The organism is Cystobacter fuscus, assembly GCF_002305875.1.
In the GTDB taxonomy this organism is placed as follows: Bacteria; Myxococcota; Myxococcia; order Myxococcales; family Myxococcaceae; genus Cystobacter; species Cystobacter fuscus_A.
The window spans coordinates 7,659,343-7,678,988 of sequence record NZ_CP022098.1; the positions used below are offsets into that span (position 1 = coordinate 7,659,343).

Below are 19,646 nucleotides of genomic sequence, written 5' to 3' on the forward strand. Positions count from 1 at the left end.
GCGAATCCACTGAACTCCGTTCCTGGCATGTCTGCTGCTTTTGTAACGGCGCGTCAGATCGAAGGGGTTGGGGAGGCGGGAGATGAAGAGCACGCAGAAACAGCAGTTGGACCCGGTGTGTGGCAAGCACCTGGAAGCGCCCGAGGGCCGCCCGTCCACGGAGTACAAGAAGCGGCGGTATTTCTTCTGCTCGGAGCGGTGCCGCACGGCCTTCGAGAAGCGGGCGGAGCGCTTCCGGATGAACGACCTGGCACGCGCGGGAGCGCTGCTGACACCCGGCCGCGTGCGCTGGGGCATCGCCTAGGCCACGCGGAGGAGTTCTGCGGGGGTCGTCAACCCGGACCCTCATTCCTTTCAGATTCGCCCTGTGAAAGCCTCCGCCCTGCTCCCTACCCAGGGAGAGGGGGGAGCACATGCACGACAAGCGGAGCGGACTCAGGAGAGAAGTGAAGAGAGGCCCGCCGCATTGGGCACCCACGAGGGCCTTCGGGCTCATCGTCCTGTTTCTCCACGCGGCATGCGCGACGCAGGCACCCATGAGAGGCCAGGTCAGCGGGAAGAGCCGCTGGCGGCCTCCGTCGGCGAAGGAAGCCCACGAGGCTCCGCGCCAGTTCGAGCCCGTGGTGGTTGTCTTCGCAGACAGTCCCCAGGTGCGCGGCAACACCCGCGTGGTGGCCCTCACGGCGGCCGAGTACCAGCGCGCGGTGCAGGTGCTCGGCCACCGCTTCCAGGTGAAGGGCTCGGCCCAGGAGACGGCCCAGGTGCTCCTCCAGGCCATGCCGGAGGAGGAGCTGCTCGCCGAGGTGTACCGCGACAGGGTGCTCACGCTGGTACCCCTCGACGACAAGGGCCCGCTGGTGCCCGAGGCCGAGGCGGCACTGAAGGAGAAGTACCTCCGCTGGTGCGAGCGGCGCGGCGGCGGTGATTGCCTGGGCCTCTTCACGGATGGGCCCTACCTGCGCACGGACGACAGGCGCACCCTGGCGCTCGCCCTGGCCTTCGGCTCGGTGCTCGATGAAACGCAAGCCGCCCTGGGGCGGGAGCTGAGCCCGAAGGCGGTTCTCTCGTCGCTGGTATGGGCCACGGGCCTGTACCTGGCGCTCTGGCTACTTCCCGAGCCGAGCACGAAGGCAGCCGCCGCCGCGCTATCCGTGGTGCTGCTGGCCTGGTTGGGCCTGGACGCCATGTGGGGCCTCATGGACGGCTGGGCCACCATGGCTCACCGGGCCCACGAGGCCACCACGTTCGAGGAGTTGCGCGAGGCGGGCGAGACCTTCGGGCGAAGGATTGGGACGGATGCGGCCCGCGCCATGATTCTCGCGGTGGCCACCCTCGGCGGGCGGACGCTCGGCGAGGTGGCCGCGCATGTGCGCTCGTTGCCGAGGTTCAACCAGGTCCAGGCGCAGTGGGCAGCCCAGGGCATGGAGGGCTCGGTGGCCGTCGCCATGGAGGAGGTGGCCGCGGTGGAGGTGGTGGTGGAGGAGAGCCGCACTCTCGTCGTCCTCACGTCCCCGCAAGCGCCCATGGCCATCAATGTCCTGGCGAAGAGTGGTGCCGGCGGAGCTGCTCGAGGGCACTCGGGCGCGGTAGCCATTCAGCACCGCGGCGGCAACAAGCAGGTCGTCCTCGGCAACGGGGAACGTTGGCACCTCCCTCGAGGCAAGAGTTTCAAGGATATACCGGCGAAGGACCGGCTGGGCGACGAGCTGCAGGCGGCCGTGAAGGAAGAGGCGGCGAAGTGGTCAGTGAATGAGCTCACCCAGGCGGAGTTCAAGGCCATCGACGAGATGCGGAGCCTCGGTAAGGAGCACCGGGCGAATCTGCTGGAGCGGCAGGCTCGAGGCCGGTGGGTCGAGGCCCGGTTGAAGGAGCGGTTCCCGAATCTGTCCTGGAATGACCGAGGGGTCGATATTACGGGTCCGGCAGGTCAGAACTATCACTACGAGATCCTGTCTGGTACGGAGTCCAACTTCGCCCTGCACGGGCGCCGGATGGCCAGCACCTTCTTCCGCATGATCTTCTTCTGAGGGCCACGTGACTCCCAACATCCACTACAAGGATCGAGAGATCGTAGGCGAGCGGCTGGAGCTGTCGAAGGGCGCGCTCTACTGGCTCGGGCCCAACCTCACGCTGCGCAACTGCACCGTCGTCATCAGCGTGGCCTCGCGCTGGCTCACCATGATGTCAGGGCAATTCATTGACTGCACCATCCAGGCGAAGGGGGAGTTGAAGAACAAGCGCTGGAGTCGGATGAATTTCAAGGGGTGCCGCTTCAAAGGCCGGTTTACCGGCAACGACTTCGGTTTTCGCGAGGACGATCTCGATAAGTGGCGGCTCGGCGGGATTGCGGACTGCGACTTCACGGAGGCGCGGCTCGACGCCTGCCGGTTCTACAACTGCGACATGAGCACGATTCGACTGCCGCGCTGGCCGTGCTTCACCATCCTGGATCCGGTCCGCCGTGCGGAGGAACTGGCCCGCGTGGAGTGGCCCGGCACGTACGGGCGGGTAGTGATCGAGGGCCTGAAAAGACAGGACAAAAGCATTGTGGCTCTAACAGACCATGCTCCCTCGGAGGCGGCGCAGTTCGACACGACGCATGAGGAGTTGCGCGCGGTCCTGGAGAGGGTGCCATGGATTGTCATGTAGAGGAGTACTTGACCGCTACGCCCTGGTGTCAGTGATTGGAGCCCATCCCAACACCCTCTCATGCAACGGCTCGCGAAGGCTCCAATCGCCGACCTGAAAACCTCATCAACGCAACAGTTTCGATCTGCGCCACAGAAAGTGGGACGGAATCGGCCATCGAGTCCGCATTCCATTTCACCCCTACACTGACAGTCAGTTTCCGCCGCGCGCATGATGCGGACTGGGACGGGTTCAGACGAACTCTGCTGGATGCGTCCCTCTTGCTATTGAATGAATCGCAAGACACGCTCCTGCTCTTCAATGGGGAACGAATCGAGTTCCAGCGATTCGGCGGGCAGCTCGTCTTCAATGCCGAGTCTGGATATTGGCGAGACAAGGACTGGCTGAAGAGCAGGCTCGGCCTTCCATTTGAATGGCGTCCCTTACCGTCGCCACTGCTCTAACTAGGCGGCGATCCGCAAGTCCTTGAGCTTGAGGGACAGCCGGCGCTGGCCGCGGAAGGTGTCGAAGCCAGCCTGGAAGGCCAGGTCCACGGGACCCTCGGTCAACGCCAGCCGGTCCGCCATGCCGAAGCCGATGGCGTCCATGTTGGGCGCATCCACCAGGGCCAGCTTGAGGTGGCCCGAGCCGCCCGTCTTGTGCGGCAGCACGCGCGGGCGAGCCACCTGGCGGCGCAGCACCAGCACGGGCTCGGGGTTGCCCTGTCCGAAGGGCCCGAGCCTCTGCAGCGCCTCCACCGCCTTCTCATCCAGCTCCGACACGCCCACCACCGCGTCCACCTTGCAGCGGGGGATGAGATCCTCGGGCGTCAGGCGCTGGTGGGCGATGCGCTCGAAGGCCTCGCGGAAGGCGGGCAGGTGTTTGCCCTCGATGGTGAGCCCGGCGGCGTGCTTGTGGCCACCGAAGCGGGCGAACAGGTCCGCGCAGCCGCTCAGCGCGTCGTACAGGTGGAAGCCCTCGATGCTGCGCGCCGAGCCCTTGCCCACCCCGTCCTTCACCCCGACCATGACCGTGGGCCGGTGGAAGCGCTCCACCACGCGCGAGGCCACGATGCCGATGACGCCCGGGTGCCACCCGTCCGCGTAGAGCACGAAGCCGCGGGCGTTCTGCTCGGCGCGCTCCCCGGCCTGGGCGAGCGCCTCGGTGAGGATGCTGCTCTCCAGGCCCTGGCGCTCGGCGTTGGCCCGGTCCAACACCTGCGCGAGCGGACGGGCCGCCTCGAGGGTCTCCGAGCACAGGAGCTGCAAGCCCAGCGAGGCGTCATGCAGCCGTCCCGCGGCGTTGATGCGCGGGCCCAGGCGGTAGCCCACCTGCCCGGCGGACACCGGACTGTCCGCGTCCAACCCCGCCACCTCCTTGAGGGCCCTGACGCCGGGACGCAGGCCCGCGCTCAGCGCCTGCAGGCCATGGTGGACGAGGATGCGGTTGGCGCCGGTGAGTGGCACCACGTCCGCCACGGTGGCCATGGCCACCAGATCCATCAGCGCCTTGAGGTTGGGCTCCTTGCGGGTGGCGAACCAGCCATCATCGCGCAGCCGCTTGCGCAGGCCCATGCACAGGTTGAAGGCCACGCCCGCGGCGCACAGGTGCTTGGTGGGGTACTCGCAGCCGGGCTGGTGGGGGTTGAGCACGGCCACCGCGGGGGGCAGCGTGGGGGGCACCGTATGGTGGTCCACCACCACCACGTCCAGCCCCAGCTCCTTCGCCCGGGCGATCTCCGCCACGGAGGTGATGCCGCAATCGAGCGTCACCAGCACCCGCGTGCCGTCCGCGGCGATCTTCTCCACCGCCTGGAGGTTGAGGCCATAGCCCTCGTCCATGCGGTGGGGGATGTAGGTGGCGGGCCGGGCACCCAGCTCCCGGAGGAACAGGGCCATGAGCGACGTGGAGCACACGCCGTCCACGTCATAGTCACCGTAGAGGGTGATGCGCTCCTTCTCCCGGAGCGCCCGGGTGAGCCGCTCCACGCCCGCGGCCATGCCCTTCATCCGGTAGGGGTCGGGCAGGTCCGCCAGCCGGTCGGACAGGAAGGCGGAGGCGGCCTCGGGGGTGCGCAGCCCGCGGTGGATGAGGACTCGCGCCGGCAGGGGATGGAGACCCAGCTCCACGGACAGTGAAGCCGCCTGCTCCTGGGGCACTTCCGGCATCATCCAACGCACAGTCACCTCCGCTCCGGAGCCTCCTACCGTGGGAGCGTCCGGGCCAGAAATCTTCATCACTCTACCTGGGGGGTCTGTCCAGACTGATCTGACCTGGGATTCGCTCCCCTGCTCGCCTGCCCTCGAGGTGGGGTGGGATACGCCGCCACGGGGCTTGGACGAGGGGCCTCCATGCCCTGGAAACACCCGAGGCCCGCGGGTCCGTGGAGTCACGGAGCCCGAGGGCCTCGGCGAGCGCTACCTGGATGGTTCCGGGGAACTCAGGCCGTCGTGGGCTGGTTGACGCCCGCCTTCTTCCCACGCGCCTGCTCGCGCTCATCCAGCCAGATGGTGACGGGGCTGGCGATGTACACGGACGAGTAGGTGCCCACGATGATGCCCACCAGCATCGCCCAGGCGAAGTCGCGGATCTCCCCCACGCCGAAGATGAGCAGACCGACGAGCGAGAGCGCCGTGGTGCCCGAGGTGAGGATGGTGCGCACCAGGGTGTCGTTGACGGCGATGTTGATGACCTCCGGCAGGGGCTTGCCCTTGAACTTGCCCATGTCCTCGCGGATGCGGTCGTAGATGACGATGGTGTCGTTGACCGAGTAGCCCACGATGGTGAGCAGCGCGGCGATGGCGGTGAGGCCGAACTCGGCGCGGCTGAACAGGTAGAAGCCGGCCACCATGATGACGTCGTGCAGCATGGCGAGCAGCGCGCCGGGGCCGAACTTGAAGTCGAAGCGGAAGGCCACGTAGATGAGGATGGCCACCATGGAGAAGAGCAGCGCCTGGATGCCGCGGTTGCGCAGCTGCTTGCCCACCTGCGGACCCACGTACTCGACGCGGCGCATCTCGAAGTCCGGCTTGTCGGCGGCCTGGCCCTGCACCAGCGCGCCGCGGATGCGGTCCGCCATGCCGCTGGCCACCACCTGGTAGTCGTAGTCGCCGGACTGCGCCTGGCCGATGTCGCGCACCTCTTCCACGCCGGTGCCGGTGCCCTCCACGGTCTTCTCGATCTGCGCCACGTCCAGCGGCTGCTTGGAGCGCACGTTGATGATGCCGTTGGCCAGGTCCACGCGGATGGCCTTGGGATCGATCTGGCCGAGCGCCTGGAGGGCCTGGCTCGCCTTGGCCCCACCCTCCTCGGTGAGCTGCGTCACGCCGCCCAGGCGCACGAGGAACGAGTTCTCCGACGCCGCGCCGATGCTCTGCACGGACACGTCGTGGAGCTGCCCGGTGGACTCGACGCGCTGGCGCACGTCGCTCGCGGAGACGGAGTGGTTGAACTGCACCTCCACCACCGTACCGCCAGCGAAGTCCACGCCGAAGTTGAAGCCCACCACGGCGATGCCCACGAGGATGATGAGGTTGATCGCCGTGGAGATGAAGAGGGCCGGCTTGCGCTTGCCGATGAAGTCGTAGTTCGTCTTGTTCTTGAGGATCTGCATGTCGGCTGTACCCCGAGGTGCTGCCTAGACGGACACCGTCTGGGCGTTCCGGCCGTGGACGAAGTAGGTCATGATGACGCGCGTCACCAGGATGGAGGTGAAGAGCGACGCCAGCAGGCCGATGATGAGCGTGGTGGCGAAGCCGCGCACCGGGCCCGTACCGGTGAAGAAGAGGATGAGGCCGGCGATGATCGCGGTGACGTGGGCGTCGAAGATGGTCCAGAAGGCACGGTCGTAACCCTGGTCCACCGCGGCGCGCGGCGTCTTGCCGTGGCTGAGCTCCTCGCGGATGCGCTCGTTGATGAGCACGTTGGCGTCCACCGCGATACCCAGCGTGAGCACGAAGGCCGCGAGGCCCGGCAACGTGAGCGTGGCGTTGAAGAGCGCCATGCCCCCGAGGATGAGCAGGCCGTTGAGCAGCAGGGCCACGTCCGCGATGAGGCCCGCGGAGCGGTAGTACAGCCCCATGAAGACGATGACGCACAGCACGCCCACCGCCGCGGCGAGGCTGCCCTTGCGGATGAGCTCGTCACCCAGCGAGGCGCCCACCTGGCGGATTTCACCCGTGGTCACCGGCGCGGGCAGCGCGCCCGCCTTGAGCGCCAGCGCCAGCGTCTGGGCGTCCGCCAGCCACTGCTCCAGCGGACGGCCTCCCGCGCGGCCCATGGTGATGCGCGCCCGGCCACCGCCGATGCGCTCGTTGATGCGCGGCGCCGACTGCACGTAGTCGTCCAGGACGATCGCCATGCGCCGGCCCACGCCCTTGTCGGTGAGCTCCTCGAACTGGCGCGCCCCGGCGGCGTCGAAGCTGATGTTCACCTCGGGCTCGTTGAGCTGGCTGAGCGAGGCGTCCGCGCCGGTGAGGCTCTCGCCCGTCAGCGGCGCTTCCTTCTCCAGCAGGTAGGTGCGGTAGCTGTCGCACACGCCCTTGCGCGTCGCGCTCGCGATGCACTCGAGCATCACCACGCGGCCCTGGGGCGTCGCGTCCTTCACGTACGCCAGGAGCGCCTCTCGGTTGGGCCCCTGGAGCTGGGGAAAGCCGTCGGCGGTGGTGAGGGTGATGTTGCTGCCCTCGGGCGGAGGCGAGTTCTGGTAGTGCTGACGGAAGAAGTCCGTGGTGTCGTCCACCATGTGGAACTCGAGCTGCGCCGTGGTGCCCACCAGCTCCTTGGCCTGCTCGGGATCATTGCGGCCCGGCAGGGAGATCTGGATGGCGTCCGTGCCCAGCTTGCGCACGTCCACCTCGGCCACGCCCCACTTGTCGATGCGGCGGCGGATGACGAGCATCGCCTGGTCCACCGACTCGTCGCGGAAGCGGTTGATCTGCCCCTCGTCCGGCGTGAGCACCAGCCTGGCGCCGTCACGCGACACGCGCGTGAAGTCGGTGAAGGTGGCGAGCACCTCCTTCTCGATGGCGTCCATGGTGGAGGGGTCCTGCGCGGTCAACGTGAGCTGGAGCCGCTCCACGTCCGTGTCCACCGTCACCTGGCCCAGCTGCTTCTCGTTGATGTAGCGGGCGATCTGATCACCCCGGCGCTCGGTGCGCTTCTCCAGGGCCGTCTTGGTGTCCACACGCATCACCATGTGGATGCCGCCCTGCAGGTCGAGCCCCAGGTTGATGCGGTACTTGGCAGGAGGCGCCCACGAGGGCATCGCCTTCTCGATGGCCGCCAGGTTGTTGCGCTCGCTGCGGTCCACCTTGAACAAGGAATAATAGGAGGGCATCAGGAGCCACACGGTCACCAGCGTCACGCCGATGACCAGGCCCAGCCTCCAATACCAGCCGCGATCCATCACTTCTCCTCCTTCTTGTCCTCGGCCTTGGTCGCCCCGGCCGCCTCACCCGCCGCATAGCGTCCGGCCACCGACGTCTTGAGCACGCGGATGCGCGTTCCGCTGGCCACCTCGAGCGTCACCTCGCGATCCATCACGTTCTGGATGCGCCCGATGAGGCCACCCTGGGTGACGACCTCATCGCCCTTCTTCAGGCTGGAGATGAGCTCCTGGTGCTTCTTGAGCTGCTTCTGCTGCGGGCGGATCATCACGAAGTACATGATGGCGAACAGCCCGATGATGAAGACGATGTTCATCATCCCGCTGGGACCGCCCGCCGCCTGCGCCAGGATTGGAATGCTGTCTGCCACGAACCGCCTCGTCGCTGGATGAAATTTGTACCGGGTCGCCGCCCCTGGATTTCACGGCCGGCGAATGTGTCCGAAAGGGGGGCCTCTTAGCAGCAGCCCCACACCCCCGGCAAGCAAACCGAGGAAACCGGACACTTCCGCCCCGCGTCATTCCCGTCGGGCAGGCGGCCAGGGACGCCCTTCCTGGCGGCCTCCCGGGCCCCTTCCCGGGCGCTATTTCGTCCGCGTCCGCTCGGTCTCCTGGGCCCGGGCCCGCTCCCGGAAGTCGCGGGCGAACTGGGCATAGCGGTCCTGGGCGATGGCCTCGCGCACCTGCTTCATGAGGGTGAGGAAGTAGTGCAGGTTGTGCAGGCTGTTGAGCCGCATGGCCAGGATCTCCCCCGCCACGAAGAGGTGGCGCAGGTAGGCCCGGCTGAAGTTGCGGCAGGTGTAGCAGGAGCACGCCGGGTCCGCCGGCCGCTCGTCCCTCGCCCAGGTGGCGTTGCGGATGACGAGCTTGCCCTCGGAGGTGAAGAGCAGGCCGTTGCGCGCGCAGCGCGTGGGCAGCACGCAGTCGAACATGTCCACCCCGTGCTCCACGCAGGTGACCAGGTCCACGGGCGTGCCCACCCCCATGAGGTAGCGCGGCTTGTCCCGGGGCAACAGGGGCGCGGAATACGCCACCCCCTCGTACATGGCCTCCGGTGTCTCGCCCACCGCGTAGCCACCGAGCGCGTAGCCGGGCAGGTCCACCGCGCACACCTCCTCGGTGTGCCGCTTGCGCAACTCCTGATCCAACCCGCCCTGGACGATGCCGAAGAGCGAGGAGCGCTCGCGGCTCCAGGCCTTCACGCACCGGTGCAGCCAGCGCGTGGTGCGCGCCAGGGACTTCTCCAGGTAGGCCCGGCTCTCGGTGGACGGCGGGCACTCGTCGAACGCCATGATGATGTCCGCGCCGAGCGTCTCCTGGATCTCGATGGAGCGCTCGGGCGAGAGCATCAGGTGGCGCCCGTCCAGGTGGGACTGGAAGGCCGCGCCCTCCTCGGTGATCTTCCGCTTCTCCGAGAGGCTGAACACCTGGAAGCCCCCGCTGTCGGTGAGCATGGGCCTGTCCCAGGAGATGAAGCGGTGCAGGCCGCCCATGTGCCCCACCAGGTCGTCTCCCGGCCGGAGCATCAGGTGATAGGTGTTGCCGAGGATGATCTGCGCGTCGAGCGTGAGCAGATCATCCGGCCCCACGCCCTTGACGCTGCCCACGGTGCCCACGGGCATGAAGATGGGCGTCTCCACGGGGCCGTGCGGTGTGTGCAGCCGTCCCCGGCGCGCGCGCGTGCCCGAGGCGTCCTCGTGCAACAGCTCGTAGCGCACCAGGCTCGGTGCGACCCGGGTGTCCCCCTTCTCCTTGCGCGGCTCTGCCATGGCGTCTGTCGTCTCCCTACTCCGTCACCAACATCGCGTCGCCGTACGAGAAGAACCGGTAGCCGGCGGCGACCGCCTCCCGGTAGGCCGCCAGGGTGCGCTCGCGCCCGAGCAGCGCGCTCACCAGCACCACCAACGTGGAGCGCGGCAGGTGGAAGTTGGTGACGAGCACGTCCACCGCGCGGAAGGTGAAGCCGGGGCGGATGAAGATGGACGTCTCGCCCGGGCCCGCGCGCAGCCCCCCGGACTCGGGCTCCCACGCCGACTCCAGCGTGCGCACCACCGTGGTTCCCACCGCCACCACCCGGCGGCCCTCGGCCTTGGCGGCGTTCACCGCCCGGGCGGTGGCCTCGGGGACGGTGTAGCGCTCCGGGTGCATGTGGTGCTTCTCCAGGTTCTCCTCGCGCACGGGCAGGAAGGTGCCGGGCCCCACGTCCAGCGTCACCTCCACGCGTTGGATGCCCCGGGCGGCGAGCGCCTCGAAGGTGGCCTGTGTGAAGTGCAGCCCCGCGGTGGGCGCGGCCACCGCGCCCGAGGCCCGCGCGTACACCGTCTGGTAGCGCTCGGCGTCCGCGTCCTCGGGAGGCCGGGTGATGTAGGGCGGCAGGGGCAGGCGGCCCGCCGTGTCCAGCAGCCGCGCGAGCGACGTGCCCGGCGCCGCGTGGAAGCGCACCCGGTACTCCCCTCCCCCGAGCGCCTCCAGCACCTCGGCCTCCAGGCCACCGGCGAAGGACACGCGCGCCCCGGGCTTGAGGCCCTTGGAGGCCTGGCCGAGGCAGATCCACTCGAGCGCCTCGGGGGCTCCGCCGAGCGCCTGGGAGGTGAGCGTGGCGGCGGCGGGGCGCACCACGAGCAGCTCGACCCGGCCGCCCGTGCCCACCTTGGAGCCCAGCAGCCGGGCGGGGATGACCCGGGCGTCGTTGACCACGAGCAGATCGCCCTCGCGCAGCAGCTCGGGCAGCTCGGCGAAGTGGCGGTGGCTCCAGGCGCCCGTGGCGCGGCTCACCACCATGAGGCGCGAGGCATCCCGGGTGGCCAGGGGGGCCTGGGCGATCTGCGCCTCGGGGAGCGCGAAGTCGTAATCGGAGAGCTGGGAGGACACGGCGGGAGCCGCTTGTAACAGCCCGGACGCCTCGGACGAAACGGGATGTAGCGGTGGAGCTTCAGTAGAGCTGCTGCAGCTCGGTGTCCGGGTAGTAGTGCAGGAGGATGTCGCGGTAGGACTTCCCGCTGTCGGCCAGCGCCTTGGCGCCCCACTGGCAGAGGCCCGCCCCATGGCCATAGCCACGGCCGGTGAAGTGCCACTTGCCCTGGGTGTGCTCCACGTCGAAGTCCAGGCTCTTGAGCTTCGTGTAGCCGAGCTTGCGCCGGAACTGGGCCCCATCGACCGAGGCCCCGCCGGCCGCGCTGACCCGGTTCACCCGGTGCGTGGACGTGCGGCTCGTCACCCGGAAGCCCTCGGTGGACTGACCCAGGGCGGCGCGCAGCTCGGCATCGGAGACGGTGGCGCTCCAGCGGCTGGCGGGCAGGCGGCCACACGGGCAGTCCACGGCCTTGAGGTAGGGCAGATCCCGCTGGAGCGAATCCCAGCCGGACTCGGTGCGGCCCCCACAGGAGGCATGGAAGTAGGCCTCGATGGGGGCGAGCTCGTACGTGAGCACCTCGCCGCGGGTGGCCTCCACGGCGGCGCGGGTGCGGGGGTCCTCCCGGTTGAGGCCGCCGTACACCTGGTGGAGCACGCTGCTGCCCATGTGGAAGGGGGCGCCGTAGGTCTCCAGCTTCTTCTGCAGGGCGTAGGTGCGGGCCGCCACGGCCTGGGCCTTGAGGGCCTCGGGGGGAAAGGAGACGGGCATCTCGCTGCCGAGCACGGCGGCGAGGTAGTCCTCCAGGGCGATGACGTTGACGAGCTGGAGCCCGTCCTTGTACAGGCGCACCACGACGTCGCCGCGCACCTCCATGTCCCCGGCGCGAATGGCCGAGTCGCCCGGCGTGCCCGCGTCCGACGACTCCACTCCGGCGCGGAAGCGCACCGCGGAGCCGATGACGGGCGCGCCGTTGAGCTCCAGGCGCGAGCCCCGCCGCCGCACGACGACCCCGTCCTGCTGCAGGGGGGTGAAGGAGGCGTCCTCGGTATCGGAGCCAAAGGAGAGGCCCTTGCCACTCACGCGCACCTCGCCCTGGGCGTCACCCATGGCGATGCGCATGGTCTCCACGGCGGGCGCGCGCAGGGGCACGAGCACGAGCAGCATCAGTGCAACAGGTCGCCACATGGCCGCCAGTGTAGGGGGGGCTGATCACGGCTCAAGAAATCAGCCGCCGGATGTCGGAGAATGCCGCGCCCGTGTCCCCTGCCCCCGACGCCTCCCAATTCTCGACCGCGCAACTGCTCGCGGCGCTCCGAGCCCTGCCCTACCGCGAGGCCGCCTTCCTGCTCACGCGGCTGACCCAGGGCCGCTCCCTGGAGGAGAGCGCGGCCTTCTACGGCATCTCCCCGGAGGCCTTCTCCGTCCACTTCCTGCGCGCGGCGCTGGGGTTGTCCCGGGCGGCGTCCCTGCCCTGCCGGCCACCGGAGAACGACGCGGAAGAGGATGTCTGGGCACGGGCCCTGGCCGGGGCGCTCGAGCAGGACACCGGAGGGGTGCCTCCTGCCCTGGCGGCGACGCTGGCGCTGTGCCGGCGGATGCGCGCACAGGGCGAGGAGGTGACACGGGCGCTCCAGGCCGCCGAGCGCGAGGAGGAGGACTCCCCCAGGGGGCGGCGGGAGGACGTGCTGCGGCGCCTGGCGGTGCTGGCGTTGCTGGGACTCACGGCCTGGCTGTACTGCAACCGCCCGGTGGAGGAGCCGCCGAAACGGCCTGTTCCTCCGCCTTCACTCCAGCGTTGAGCGTCACGACTCCCTTCCCTCGTGAGCGACCCACCGGGAGGACGCGTGTTTCCCGGGGCGATGTCGTCCCTCCCGTGAAAGCCCAGCTTTCCCATGGGAGGGAAATCCCCATACGGGGAGGGAGAAACGACCATGAGTCACATCAAGGTGGCGCTCGTTGGCGCCATGACGGCGGCCCTGCTGCTGACCGCGGGGTGCAGAGCCGATCACTACGAGAGCTCTTCCCGAAAGGCACAGGGAACGGGCGGCTCCGGTGACGCCACCCAGCAGCAAGGAACGGGCGGCGGAGGCACGGGCGTGGGAAGCACGGACACCGGCGACGTCCAGGGAAGCGGCACGCCAACGCCGGGCACGGGAACCCAGGGCAGCGGCGGAGCGACGAACACCGGGCAGAACCAGGACGACACGCCACGCTGAGCCCAGGGCTGGCGAGGGACGGCGTGTCCCTGGCCGGCCCTATGCCCGGGGCTGCTCCACCTGTCGCGGTGAAGCGGCGGCCCCCAGGACCAGCAAGCCCACGAGCGGCAGCAGCCCCCCCACGGCGCACACGCCTGGCCACCCCAGATGGCTCCAGGCCAGACTGCCCAGCCCCGAGCCGAGTGCCCCGCCCACGAAGTACGTCACCATATAGACGGTGTTGAGGCGGCTGCGGGCCTCGGGGCGGAGGGCGTAGACGCGCGCCTGGTTGGAGATGTGATTGGCCTGGGCGCCCAGGTCCAACAGGATGACGCCCAGGGCGATGCCCCACAGCCACTGACCCGCCACGCCGAGCACGACGAAGGAGACGAGCAGGATGCCCAGGGAGAAGGCGTTGATGCGCCGATCCCCACGGGTGTCGCTGTAGCGGCCCACCAGGGGCGCGGCGATGGCTCCAGCCACGCCCACCACGCCAAACAGCCCCGCGACGCGCGCGCCGTAGTGCTGAGGCAGGGCGTGCAGGTGGAGCGCCAGCGTGCTCCAGAAGGCGCTGAAGGCCCCGAAGGTGAGCGCGCCCAGCAGGGAGTGGAGCCGGAGCACGGGCTCCTCGCGCACCAGCTCCACCAGCGAGCGCAGCAAGGCCGGGTAGGACCAGGAGGCGCTCGCGGGCTGATGGGGCAGCGTGAGCCGCAGCACCCCCGCGAGCACCAGCATCAAGCCCGCGGCGAACCAGAACATGGAGCGCCAGCCGAACTGCACGCCGACGAAGCCCGCCGCCGTGCGCGACAGGAGGATGCCGATGAGCAATCCGCTCATCACCTGCCCCACCACGCGCCCGCGCTGCTCCGGGGCGGCCAGGTGCGCGGCGAAGGGCACGAGCAACTGGGGCACCACCGTGGTCACGCCCACCAGGCCACTGGCGAGCACCAACGTGGGCAGGTGGGGGGCCAGGGCCACGCCCGTCAGCGCGAGACTCACCAGCAGCGTCATGAGGACGATGACGCGGCGCCGCTCGAGGCTGTCACCCAGGGGGACGATGAGCAACAGCCCCAGGGCGTAGCCCACCTGGGACACCGTGGCGACGAGGCCCACCGCCCGATCCGAGGCCTGGAACGTCCGGCCGATGTCTCCGAGCAGGGGCTGGTGGTAGTAGAGGTTGGCGACCGCGAGGCCCGAGGCGAGGGCCATCAACCAGACGAGGCCTGGGCGCAGGCGAGAGGAAGAGTCCACACGCGGGCCTCTACAAGCCACTCCGTTGCCGCACAAGCGGGAGGAAAGTGCTCCGTGAGGTAGACACCAGCGCGACGCTCCTGCTCCGCCTTGCTAGGCTGGGCACACGAATGACCGACTTCCTGCGCACCCTCACTCGAGGCATCTGGGTGATCTCGCTGCTGATTCTCGCTGGCGGGCTGAGCCTGTGGCTGGTGAAGAACCCCGCGCGGGACATGACGACTCTCCAGGCGCTGGGTGGACACCTGCGCGAGCGCGCCGTCACTCCGCTGGGGTTGCTGGGCCTGTCGCTGGTGCTGGGCGTGGGCGGTGTGTGGCTGGAGCGCCGCGGCCCCCGCTCGACCCGGGCCCGCGAGCAACGCCCGGTCCTGTCGCCGCTGGAGGTGGTGAACGCGGAGGTGGCGGTCGCCGTGCGCGAGCTGCTCGCCGAGCTGAACACCACGCTGCGCCGCTACGTGCTGCGCGCCGAGCCCGACATGATCGCCTTCGTGGATGCCCTGCTCGATGGGGCCATCCGGGTGGGAGCCAGCGATGTGCACGTGCACCCGCTGGAGATGGGCACGCGCATCGCCTTCCGCGTCCACGGCGTGCTCGAGGAGGTGATGATGCTCTCCCGGGAGAACCACCCCCGCCTCATCAACCGCCTGAAGGTGCTGTCCAAGGTGGTGCTCTTCCGGACGGATCGGCCCCAGGACGGCCACTTCTCCATTCAAACGCCCGAGGGCCCCGCGGACATCCGGGTGTCGTTGTTGCCCACCAACCACGGGGAGTCGGTGGCCCTGCGCATCGCGCGCAGCAGCGTGCGGCTGCCCCGGCTGTCCAACCTGGGCTTTCCCCAGCAGTTGCTCGCGCCGTTCCAGCGCGTGCTCGATCTGCCCCAGGGCGTCATCTTCGTCGCCGGCGCCACCGGCAGTGGCAAGACGACGACGCTGTACGCCTCGCTCGGCTACATCAAGGAGACGCGCGGCGACATGACGCGCATCGCCACCATCGAGGATCCGATCGAATACGACGTCCCGCTCTTCTCCCAGACGCAGGTGAACACCGAGCAGGGCTTCACCTTCGCGCAAGGGCTGCGCTCGGTGCTGCGCCAGGATCCCAACGTCATCATGGTGGGAGAGATCCGGGACGCGGAGACGGCGCGCACGGCGATCCAGGCCGGGCTGAGCGGGCACCTGCTCTTGACGACGGTGCATGCGAACTCGGCGGCGGGCGTCTTCAACCGGCTCATCGAGATGGGCGTCGAGCCCTTCCTGCTCGCGTCCGCCTCGGTGGCCAGCATCTCGCAACGGCTCGTGCGCTCGCTGTGCCCCCACTGCCGCGTGCCCTTCCAGCCGGAGAACGAGGAGGTGGTGCGGCTGCACGCGGCGGGCCTGCCCACCTCGGGTCCGTTCTACGGGGCCTCGGGCTGCGAGCGCTGTGGGGGCTCGGGCTTCCTGGGGCGAACCGCGCTCTACGAGGTCCTCAGCGTGACCCCGACCATTCGCGAGTGCATCAACACCAAGGTTCCCACCTCCCAGACCCATGACATGGCGGTGAAGGAAGGCATGGTGCCCCTGCTCGCGGCGGGTCTGGAGCGTGTCCACGCCGGCACCACGACGCTGAAGGAAGTCTTCCGGGTGGTCGGATGAAGCCGGGACTGGAGAGGGACGACCGGTGAGCCAGGAGCACGCCAGCCAGAAGGTCGCCGCGGTGCTGAAGCTCGGCTCCGCCCTGTGTGCGATGGCCGCCGCCGGAGTGCTGATCCTGCCCCTCGTGCGAGGAGAGGTGCGCACCGGGCCACGCGACATCACCCTGACGCCCATCACCACCGAGGACGAGGAGACGCAGGCCGAGGAGGACGTGGAGGTGGAGTCCGCCGGCAAGCCCATCCGGGAGACGCGCTCCGCCTTCGAGGGGGCCATTCTCTCGCTCGAGTCCCAGCCCTCGGAAGCCACCGTCAAGGTCAATGGCAGGGATCAGGGTGAGACCCCGGTCATGGTGGGACTCGAATGCGCGCCGGGCGAACCGGTCGTCATCACGTTCTCCCGGCGTGGCTTCGAGAGCACGACCCACCGTACGCCCTGCCCCCGGGATGAGATGGTCAAGGTGAAGGCCCGGCTGAAACAGAGCATCCGGGGGACCGCTGGCAAGCGGTGAGCCCCGTTCGATCAGGAGTGTCCATGTCCCGCCGTCTGAGTGTCCTGCTGCTTTCCACCTGGCTGAGCGTGCCCGCGCTCGCGCTCGCGGAGGAGCTCCCGCCCGAGAAGCTCGCGAGCATCCGGCGTGATGAGAAGGAAGCGCTGGAGAAGGTGAACGCGGCGCATGGAGGCAAGAAGTCCTCCGAGATGAGCACCGCCGAGCGCCGGCAGATGATCCAGGAGCAGCAGCAGGCCATGCAGGGGGTGCTGGACAAGCACGGCGTGTCGAGCAAGGACTACGCGCGGCAGACGGCCCGGATGGGGCCGAAGCAGAACGCCGAGGTGGATGCCGCGGAGAAGGCGCTGGAAGCGCGCAAGCAGGGCGCGGAGGCGTCGTCGCCCGGGGAGATTGCGATCGAGCGGGGCTGGGGTACCGACCAGCAGGTGGAGCAGGAGGGAGCAGCGGGCACGGAGGGCACCCTGCCCGTCGTGGAGCATGGGCTGCCCGCGGAGGAGCAGATGCCGGTCGAGGGAGAGGGCACGCCCGCGCCGGACGAGGCCGGAGCGCCCGAGGGCGAACCGGTGCCCGCCGGGGAGCCGTGAGCGCCCTGCCCTACCCCCAGCGCCGCTCGCGCCACACGGCGTCGTAGGGGCAGGAGCAGTCGAGCTCTTCCGGCTCGGGGTAGACGTAGCGCTCGCCCTTGTAGTTGCGGAACACGGTCTCGTGCGCGCCGCGCTCCACCACGTAGTCCGGCTGGAGCGTCACCTTGCCGCCCCCGCCGGGCAGGTCCACGGCGAGGTGGGGCACGGCGAGTCCGGAGGTATGGCCGCGCAACTGCTGGAGGATCTCCACGCCCTTGGCCAGGGGGGTGCGCAGGTGCTCGCAGCCCTGGGCCACATCCATCTGGTGGAGGTAGTAGGGGCGCACGCGGATGCGCAGCAGCGCGTGGGACAGCTCCTGGATGATGCGCGCGTCCGAGTTGAGCCGCCGCATGAGCACGGCCTGGTTCTCCACGGGGACACCATGGTCCACGAGCCGCTCGCAGGCCTCGCGCGCCTCGGGAGTCACTTCCTTCGGGTGATTGAAGTGGGTGACGACGTAGACGGGGGCGTAGCGGCGCAGCAGCCGGGCGAGCGAGTCGGTGACGCGCATGGGCAGACACACGGGCACGCGCGTGCCGATGCGCACCATCTCCACGTGGGGGATGTCGTACAGGGGCGCGAGCAGCTCCTCGAGCCGCTCCTCGGTGAGGAGGAAGGGATCTCCTCCCGAGATGAGCACGTCGCGCACCTCGGGGTGGCGGCGGATGTACTCGATGCCGCGCCGCATCTGCTCCTTGGAGAGCTCGGCCTCGCCGCCCTTGGTGATGCGGCGGCGGGTGCAGTGGCGGCAGTAGACGGAGCAGGTGTCGAGCGCGAGGAAGAGGACGCGGTCCGGGTACTTGTGGACGATGGCCTCCTCGGGCCGGGTCTTGTCCTCGCCGAGGGGATCCTCGAGCTCCCCGGGGCGCACGCGGGCCTCGGCGCGCACGGGGATGGACTGCATGCGGATGGGACAGAGGGGATGGTCCCGGTCGATGAGGGACAGGTAGTACGGGCTGATGCCCACGCGGAAGAGCGAGGAGGTTTCCTGCACGCCCGCGCGCTCATCGGGCGTGAGGGGGATGACCTTCTCGAGCTGCGCGAGGTTGCGCACGGCGTTGCGCTGGTGCCAGCGCCAGTCGGCCCACTGCGCGTCGGTGGCCTCGGGAAACAAGACCGCGCGGCCAGCCTGGGAGGCGGGACGCGCGGGAGCGCCCTTGGAGGGCGGGAGGGGGGAGGACATCACGCCGCCTGGGCCTGCTCACGCCACCACTGCCGTCCGGACTCGGGCAGCGTGTAGATGGGATCGAAGTACTCGTACTTGCGGGTGAGCGCCGCGGCGTCATCCCCTTCGATGCCGGTGCGGTAGTTCTTGGTCCAGTACGAGATGCCGCGCTCGCGATCGTACTCGGCGACCTGATGGACCCAGCGCTTGCCCACGAAGGGCACGTCACACACGATGCGCGGGGTGGCGAAGCCGGGCATGTAGCCCATGATGTCGTGCTGGAGCTGCTGGGCCTCGGCCACGCTCAGCCGCCAGTGCTCCGAGTTGGGGATCATGTCGCACATGTAGAAGTAGTACGGCAGGATCTTCGCGTGATCGAGCAGGGTGAAGCACAGCTCGAGCAGCTCCTTGGGGGTACCGTTGACGCCGCGCAGGAGGACGCCCTGGTTGCGCACGTCGCGGAAGCCCATGTCGAGCAGCTTGCGCACGGCCTTGCCGACGAGGGGGGTGAGCTGGCGCGCGTTGTTGACGTGGGTGTGGAGCGCGAGGTCCACGCCGCGCTCGTTGGCCTTCTTGGCGAGGCGCTCCAGGCCCTGGAGGACGGAGTCCTGGAGGAAGTGTTGGGGGATGGCCATGAGCCCCTTGCTGGCCAGGCGGATGTCCCGGATGTTGGGGATGTCGAGCAGGGCGCTGACGAAGGGCTCGAGCGCCTGGATGGGCAGGTTGGCGATGTCGCCGCCGCTGACGACCACGTCGCGCACGGTGGGAGTGCGGCGCAGGTAGTCGAGCATCTGCTCGTAGCGTTCCTTCTGACCGAGGTGGAAGCGGTGCTTCTGGACCTGGGGCACGTCATTGCCCACCAGGTCCATGCGGGTGCAGTGGCCGCAGTACTGGGGGCAGGTGGGGAGCATCTCCGCCAGCACCTTGGTGGGGTAGCGATGGGTGAGGCCCTCGACGGCCCACATCTCCGCCTCGTGGAGGCTGTCGCGGCTGGCCTTGGGGTGGTTGGGCCACTCGGGGTGCCGGTCGTCGAAGGCGGGCAGCATGTAGCGGCGGACCGGATCGTTCCACAGGTCCGTCTCATCCATCGTGTTGATCATCTGGGGCGGCACGAGGATGGACATCGTCGCGCGCTCACGCTGATCGCGCTCCAGGCTGGCCAGGAGTTCCTGCGGCAGGAGGGAGCCGAGGACGGCCTGGAGTTCCTTGAGGTTCTTGACGGTGTGCTTGCGCTGCCAGACGGAGCTTTCCCACTCGGCCTGGGTCACGTCCTTGTACCCGGGCAGGCGCCTCCAATCGGGCTCCACGAACTCACGGCGAAGCGGATAGGAGAAAGGCTGCTGAGCGGGGCCGGCCGAGGCGGCCTTTCCGCGAATGGGCGTCGTCGTCATGATGGTCTTACCTT

Annotated in this window: 19 protein-coding genes; 9 read left to right on the forward strand and 10 right to left on the reverse strand. The window is 69.1% G+C overall.

Features of this window, described 5'->3' with window-relative positions:
- Window positions 1–82: 82 nt before the first annotated feature.
- The 4 genes from CYFUS_RS30935 to CYFUS_RS54670 all read left to right on the forward strand — a co-directional run bounded on the left by CYFUS_RS30935 (window position 83) and on the right by CYFUS_RS54670 (window position 3,092).
- Window positions 83–304, forward strand: a complete 222-nt coding sequence (locus tag CYFUS_RS30935; RefSeq protein WP_002631398.1) for a YHS domain-containing protein — start codon at window positions 83–85, stop codon at window positions 302–304.
- A 232-nt stretch (window positions 305–536) separates the two neighbouring features.
- Window positions 537–2,027, forward strand: coding sequence for a hypothetical protein (locus CYFUS_RS30940; protein WP_232536919.1), 1,491 nt, complete (start codon window positions 537–539; stop codon window positions 2,025–2,027).
- A gap of 7 nt (window positions 2,028–2,034) precedes the next feature.
- Window positions 2,035–2,649, forward strand: coding sequence for a hypothetical protein (locus CYFUS_RS30945; RefSeq protein ID WP_095988496.1), 615 nt, complete (start codon window positions 2,035–2,037; stop codon window positions 2,647–2,649).
- A gap of 35 nt (window positions 2,650–2,684) precedes the next feature.
- Window positions 2,685–3,092 (forward strand): SitI3 family protein, encoded by a 408-nt coding sequence (locus CYFUS_RS54670; RefSeq protein ID WP_420042658.1) that lies wholly within the window; start codon window positions 2,685–2,687, stop codon window positions 3,090–3,092.
- On the opposite strand, the gene recJ is transcribed toward CYFUS_RS54670, so the two are convergent.
- The 7 genes from recJ to CYFUS_RS30980 all read right to left on the reverse strand — a co-directional run bounded on the left by recJ (window position 3,093) and on the right by CYFUS_RS30980 (window position 12,053).
- Window positions 3,093–4,799 (reverse strand): single-stranded-DNA-specific exonuclease RecJ, encoded by a 1,707-nt coding sequence (gene recJ, locus CYFUS_RS30950; RefSeq protein WP_420042715.1) that lies wholly within the window; start codon window positions 4,797–4,799, stop codon window positions 3,093–3,095.
- Between the two features lie 269 nt (window positions 4,800–5,068).
- The gene (secF, locus tag CYFUS_RS30955) at window positions 5,069–6,241 is read right to left on the reverse strand and encodes a protein translocase subunit SecF (RefSeq protein WP_095988498.1); all 1,173 of its coding nucleotides are present in this window, start codon (window positions 6,239–6,241) and stop codon (window positions 5,069–5,071) included.
- 24 nt (window positions 6,242–6,265) lie between these two features.
- Window positions 6,266–8,035 (reverse strand): protein translocase subunit SecD, encoded by a 1,770-nt coding sequence (gene secD, locus CYFUS_RS30960; RefSeq protein WP_095988499.1) that lies wholly within the window; start codon window positions 8,033–8,035, stop codon window positions 6,266–6,268.
- On the reverse strand, window positions 8,035–8,385 hold the full coding sequence (gene yajC, locus CYFUS_RS30965; protein WP_198316190.1) for a preprotein translocase subunit YajC: 351 nt from the start codon (window positions 8,383–8,385) through the stop codon (window positions 8,035–8,037). The genes secD and yajC overlap by 1 nt, the downstream gene beginning before the upstream one ends.
- Before the next feature lie 213 nt (window positions 8,386–8,598).
- Window positions 8,599–9,783, reverse strand: coding sequence for a tRNA guanosine(34) transglycosylase Tgt (gene tgt / locus CYFUS_RS30970; RefSeq protein ID WP_095988500.1), 1,185 nt, complete (start codon window positions 9,781–9,783; stop codon window positions 8,599–8,601).
- 16 nt (window positions 9,784–9,799) lie between these two features.
- A complete protein-coding gene (gene queA / locus CYFUS_RS30975) occupies window positions 9,800–10,885 on the reverse strand; it encodes a tRNA preQ1(34) S-adenosylmethionine ribosyltransferase-isomerase QueA (RefSeq protein WP_095988501.1) in 1,086 nt (361 codons plus the stop codon).
- Between the two features lie 61 nt (window positions 10,886–10,946).
- Window positions 10,947–12,053: a SpoIID/LytB domain-containing protein gene (locus CYFUS_RS30980; RefSeq protein ID WP_095988502.1), complete on the reverse strand. Its 1,107-nt coding sequence runs from the start codon at window positions 12,051–12,053 to the stop codon at window positions 10,947–10,949.
- 50 nt (window positions 12,054–12,103) lie between these two features.
- On the opposite strand from CYFUS_RS30980, the gene CYFUS_RS30985 reads away from it, so the two are divergent.
- Window positions 12,104–12,667, forward strand: coding sequence for a hypothetical protein (locus CYFUS_RS30985; RefSeq protein ID WP_232536920.1), 564 nt, complete (start codon window positions 12,104–12,106; stop codon window positions 12,665–12,667).
- Between the two features lie 132 nt (window positions 12,668–12,799).
- Window positions 12,800–13,084 carry a hypothetical protein gene (locus tag CYFUS_RS30990; RefSeq protein ID WP_095988503.1) on the forward strand — a complete coding sequence of 95 codons (285 nt, stop codon included), beginning with the start codon at window positions 12,800–12,802 and terminating at the stop codon, window positions 13,082–13,084.
- Window positions 13,085–13,123: 39 nt separating this feature from the next.
- On the opposite strand, the gene CYFUS_RS30995 is transcribed toward CYFUS_RS30990, so the two are convergent.
- The gene (locus CYFUS_RS30995) at window positions 13,124–14,272 is read right to left on the reverse strand and encodes an MFS transporter (RefSeq protein WP_232537847.1); all 1,149 of its coding nucleotides are present in this window, start codon (window positions 14,270–14,272) and stop codon (window positions 13,124–13,126) included.
- Window positions 14,273–14,424: 152 nt separating this feature from the next.
- On the opposite strand from CYFUS_RS30995, the gene CYFUS_RS31000 reads away from it, so the two are divergent.
- The 3 genes from CYFUS_RS31000 to CYFUS_RS31010 are packed head-to-tail and all read left to right on the forward strand — an operon-like array spanning window position 14,425 to window position 17,037.
- Window positions 14,425–15,945, forward strand: a complete 1,521-nt coding sequence (locus CYFUS_RS31000) for a GspE/PulE family protein (RefSeq protein ID WP_095988505.1) — start codon at window positions 14,425–14,427, stop codon at window positions 15,943–15,945.
- A gap of 25 nt (window positions 15,946–15,970) precedes the next feature.
- Window positions 15,971–16,453 carry a PEGA domain-containing protein gene (locus CYFUS_RS31005; RefSeq protein ID WP_095988506.1) on the forward strand — a complete coding sequence of 161 codons (483 nt, stop codon included), beginning with the start codon at window positions 15,971–15,973 and terminating at the stop codon, window positions 16,451–16,453.
- Window positions 16,454–16,476: 23 nt separating this feature from the next.
- Window positions 16,477–17,037: a hypothetical protein gene (locus CYFUS_RS31010; RefSeq protein WP_198316192.1), complete on the forward strand. Its 561-nt coding sequence runs from the start codon at window positions 16,477–16,479 to the stop codon at window positions 17,035–17,037.
- 10 nt (window positions 17,038–17,047) lie between these two features.
- On the opposite strand, the gene CYFUS_RS31015 is transcribed toward CYFUS_RS31010, so the two are convergent.
- A complete protein-coding gene (locus tag CYFUS_RS31015) occupies window positions 17,048–18,259 on the reverse strand; it encodes a KamA family radical SAM protein (RefSeq protein ID WP_198316194.1) in 1,212 nt (403 codons plus the stop codon).
- Window positions 18,259–19,632 carry a KamA family radical SAM protein gene (locus CYFUS_RS31020; protein WP_095988507.1) on the reverse strand — a complete coding sequence of 458 codons (1,374 nt, stop codon included), beginning with the start codon at window positions 19,630–19,632 and terminating at the stop codon, window positions 18,259–18,261. Before CYFUS_RS31020 ends, CYFUS_RS31015 begins: the two co-directional genes overlap by 1 nt.
- Window positions 19,633–19,646: the final 14 nt, after the last annotated feature.

What these genes read in the sequence shown, in the direction of transcription:
- CYFUS_RS30940 (WP_232536919.1), top strand. Translation starts at nt 537, where the DNA reads ATGAGAGGCCAGGTCAGCGGGAAGAGCCGCTGGCGGCCTCCGTCGGCG.
- CYFUS_RS30985 (WP_232536920.1), top strand. Translation starts at nt 12,104, where the DNA reads ATGTCGGAGAATGCCGCGCCCGTGTCCCCTGCCCCCGACGCCTCCCAA.
- CYFUS_RS30990 (WP_095988503.1), top strand. Translation starts at nt 12,800, where the DNA reads ATGAGTCACATCAAGGTGGCGCTCGTTGGCGCCATGACGGCGGCCCTG.
- tgt (WP_095988500.1), bottom strand. Translation starts at nt 9,783, where the DNA reads ATGGCAGAGCCGCGCAAGGAGAAGGGGGACACCCGGGTCGCACCGAGC.
- CYFUS_RS30935 (WP_002631398.1), top strand. Translation starts at nt 83, where the DNA reads ATGAAGAGCACGCAGAAACAGCAGTTGGACCCGGTGTGTGGCAAGCAC.
- CYFUS_RS31020 (WP_095988507.1), bottom strand. Translation starts at nt 19,632, where the DNA reads ATGACGACGACGCCCATTCGCGGAAAGGCCGCCTCGGCCGGCCCCGCT.
- CYFUS_RS31000 (WP_095988505.1), top strand. Translation starts at nt 14,425, where the DNA reads ATGACCGACTTCCTGCGCACCCTCACTCGAGGCATCTGGGTGATCTCG.
- secD (WP_095988499.1), bottom strand. Translation starts at nt 8,035, where the DNA reads ATGGATCGCGGCTGGTATTGGAGGCTGGGCCTGGTCATCGGCGTGACG.
- secF (WP_095988498.1), bottom strand. Translation starts at nt 6,241, where the DNA reads ATGCAGATCCTCAAGAACAAGACGAACTACGACTTCATCGGCAAGCGC.
- recJ (WP_420042715.1), bottom strand. Translation starts at nt 4,799, where the DNA reads ATGATGCCGGAAGTGCCCCAGGAGCAGGCGGCTTCACTGTCCGTGGAG.
- CYFUS_RS30980 (WP_095988502.1), bottom strand. Translation starts at nt 12,053, where the DNA reads ATGTGGCGACCTGTTGCACTGATGCTGCTCGTGCTCGTGCCCCTGCGC.
- CYFUS_RS30995 (WP_232537847.1), bottom strand. Translation starts at nt 14,272, where the DNA reads ATGGCCCTCGCCTCGGGCCTCGCGGTCGCCAACCTCTACTACCACCAG.
- CYFUS_RS31010 (WP_198316192.1), top strand. Translation starts at nt 16,477, where the DNA reads ATGTCCCGCCGTCTGAGTGTCCTGCTGCTTTCCACCTGGCTGAGCGTG.
- CYFUS_RS31015 (WP_198316194.1), bottom strand. Translation starts at nt 18,259, where the DNA reads ATGTCCTCCCCCCTCCCGCCCTCCAAGGGCGCTCCCGCGCGTCCCGCC.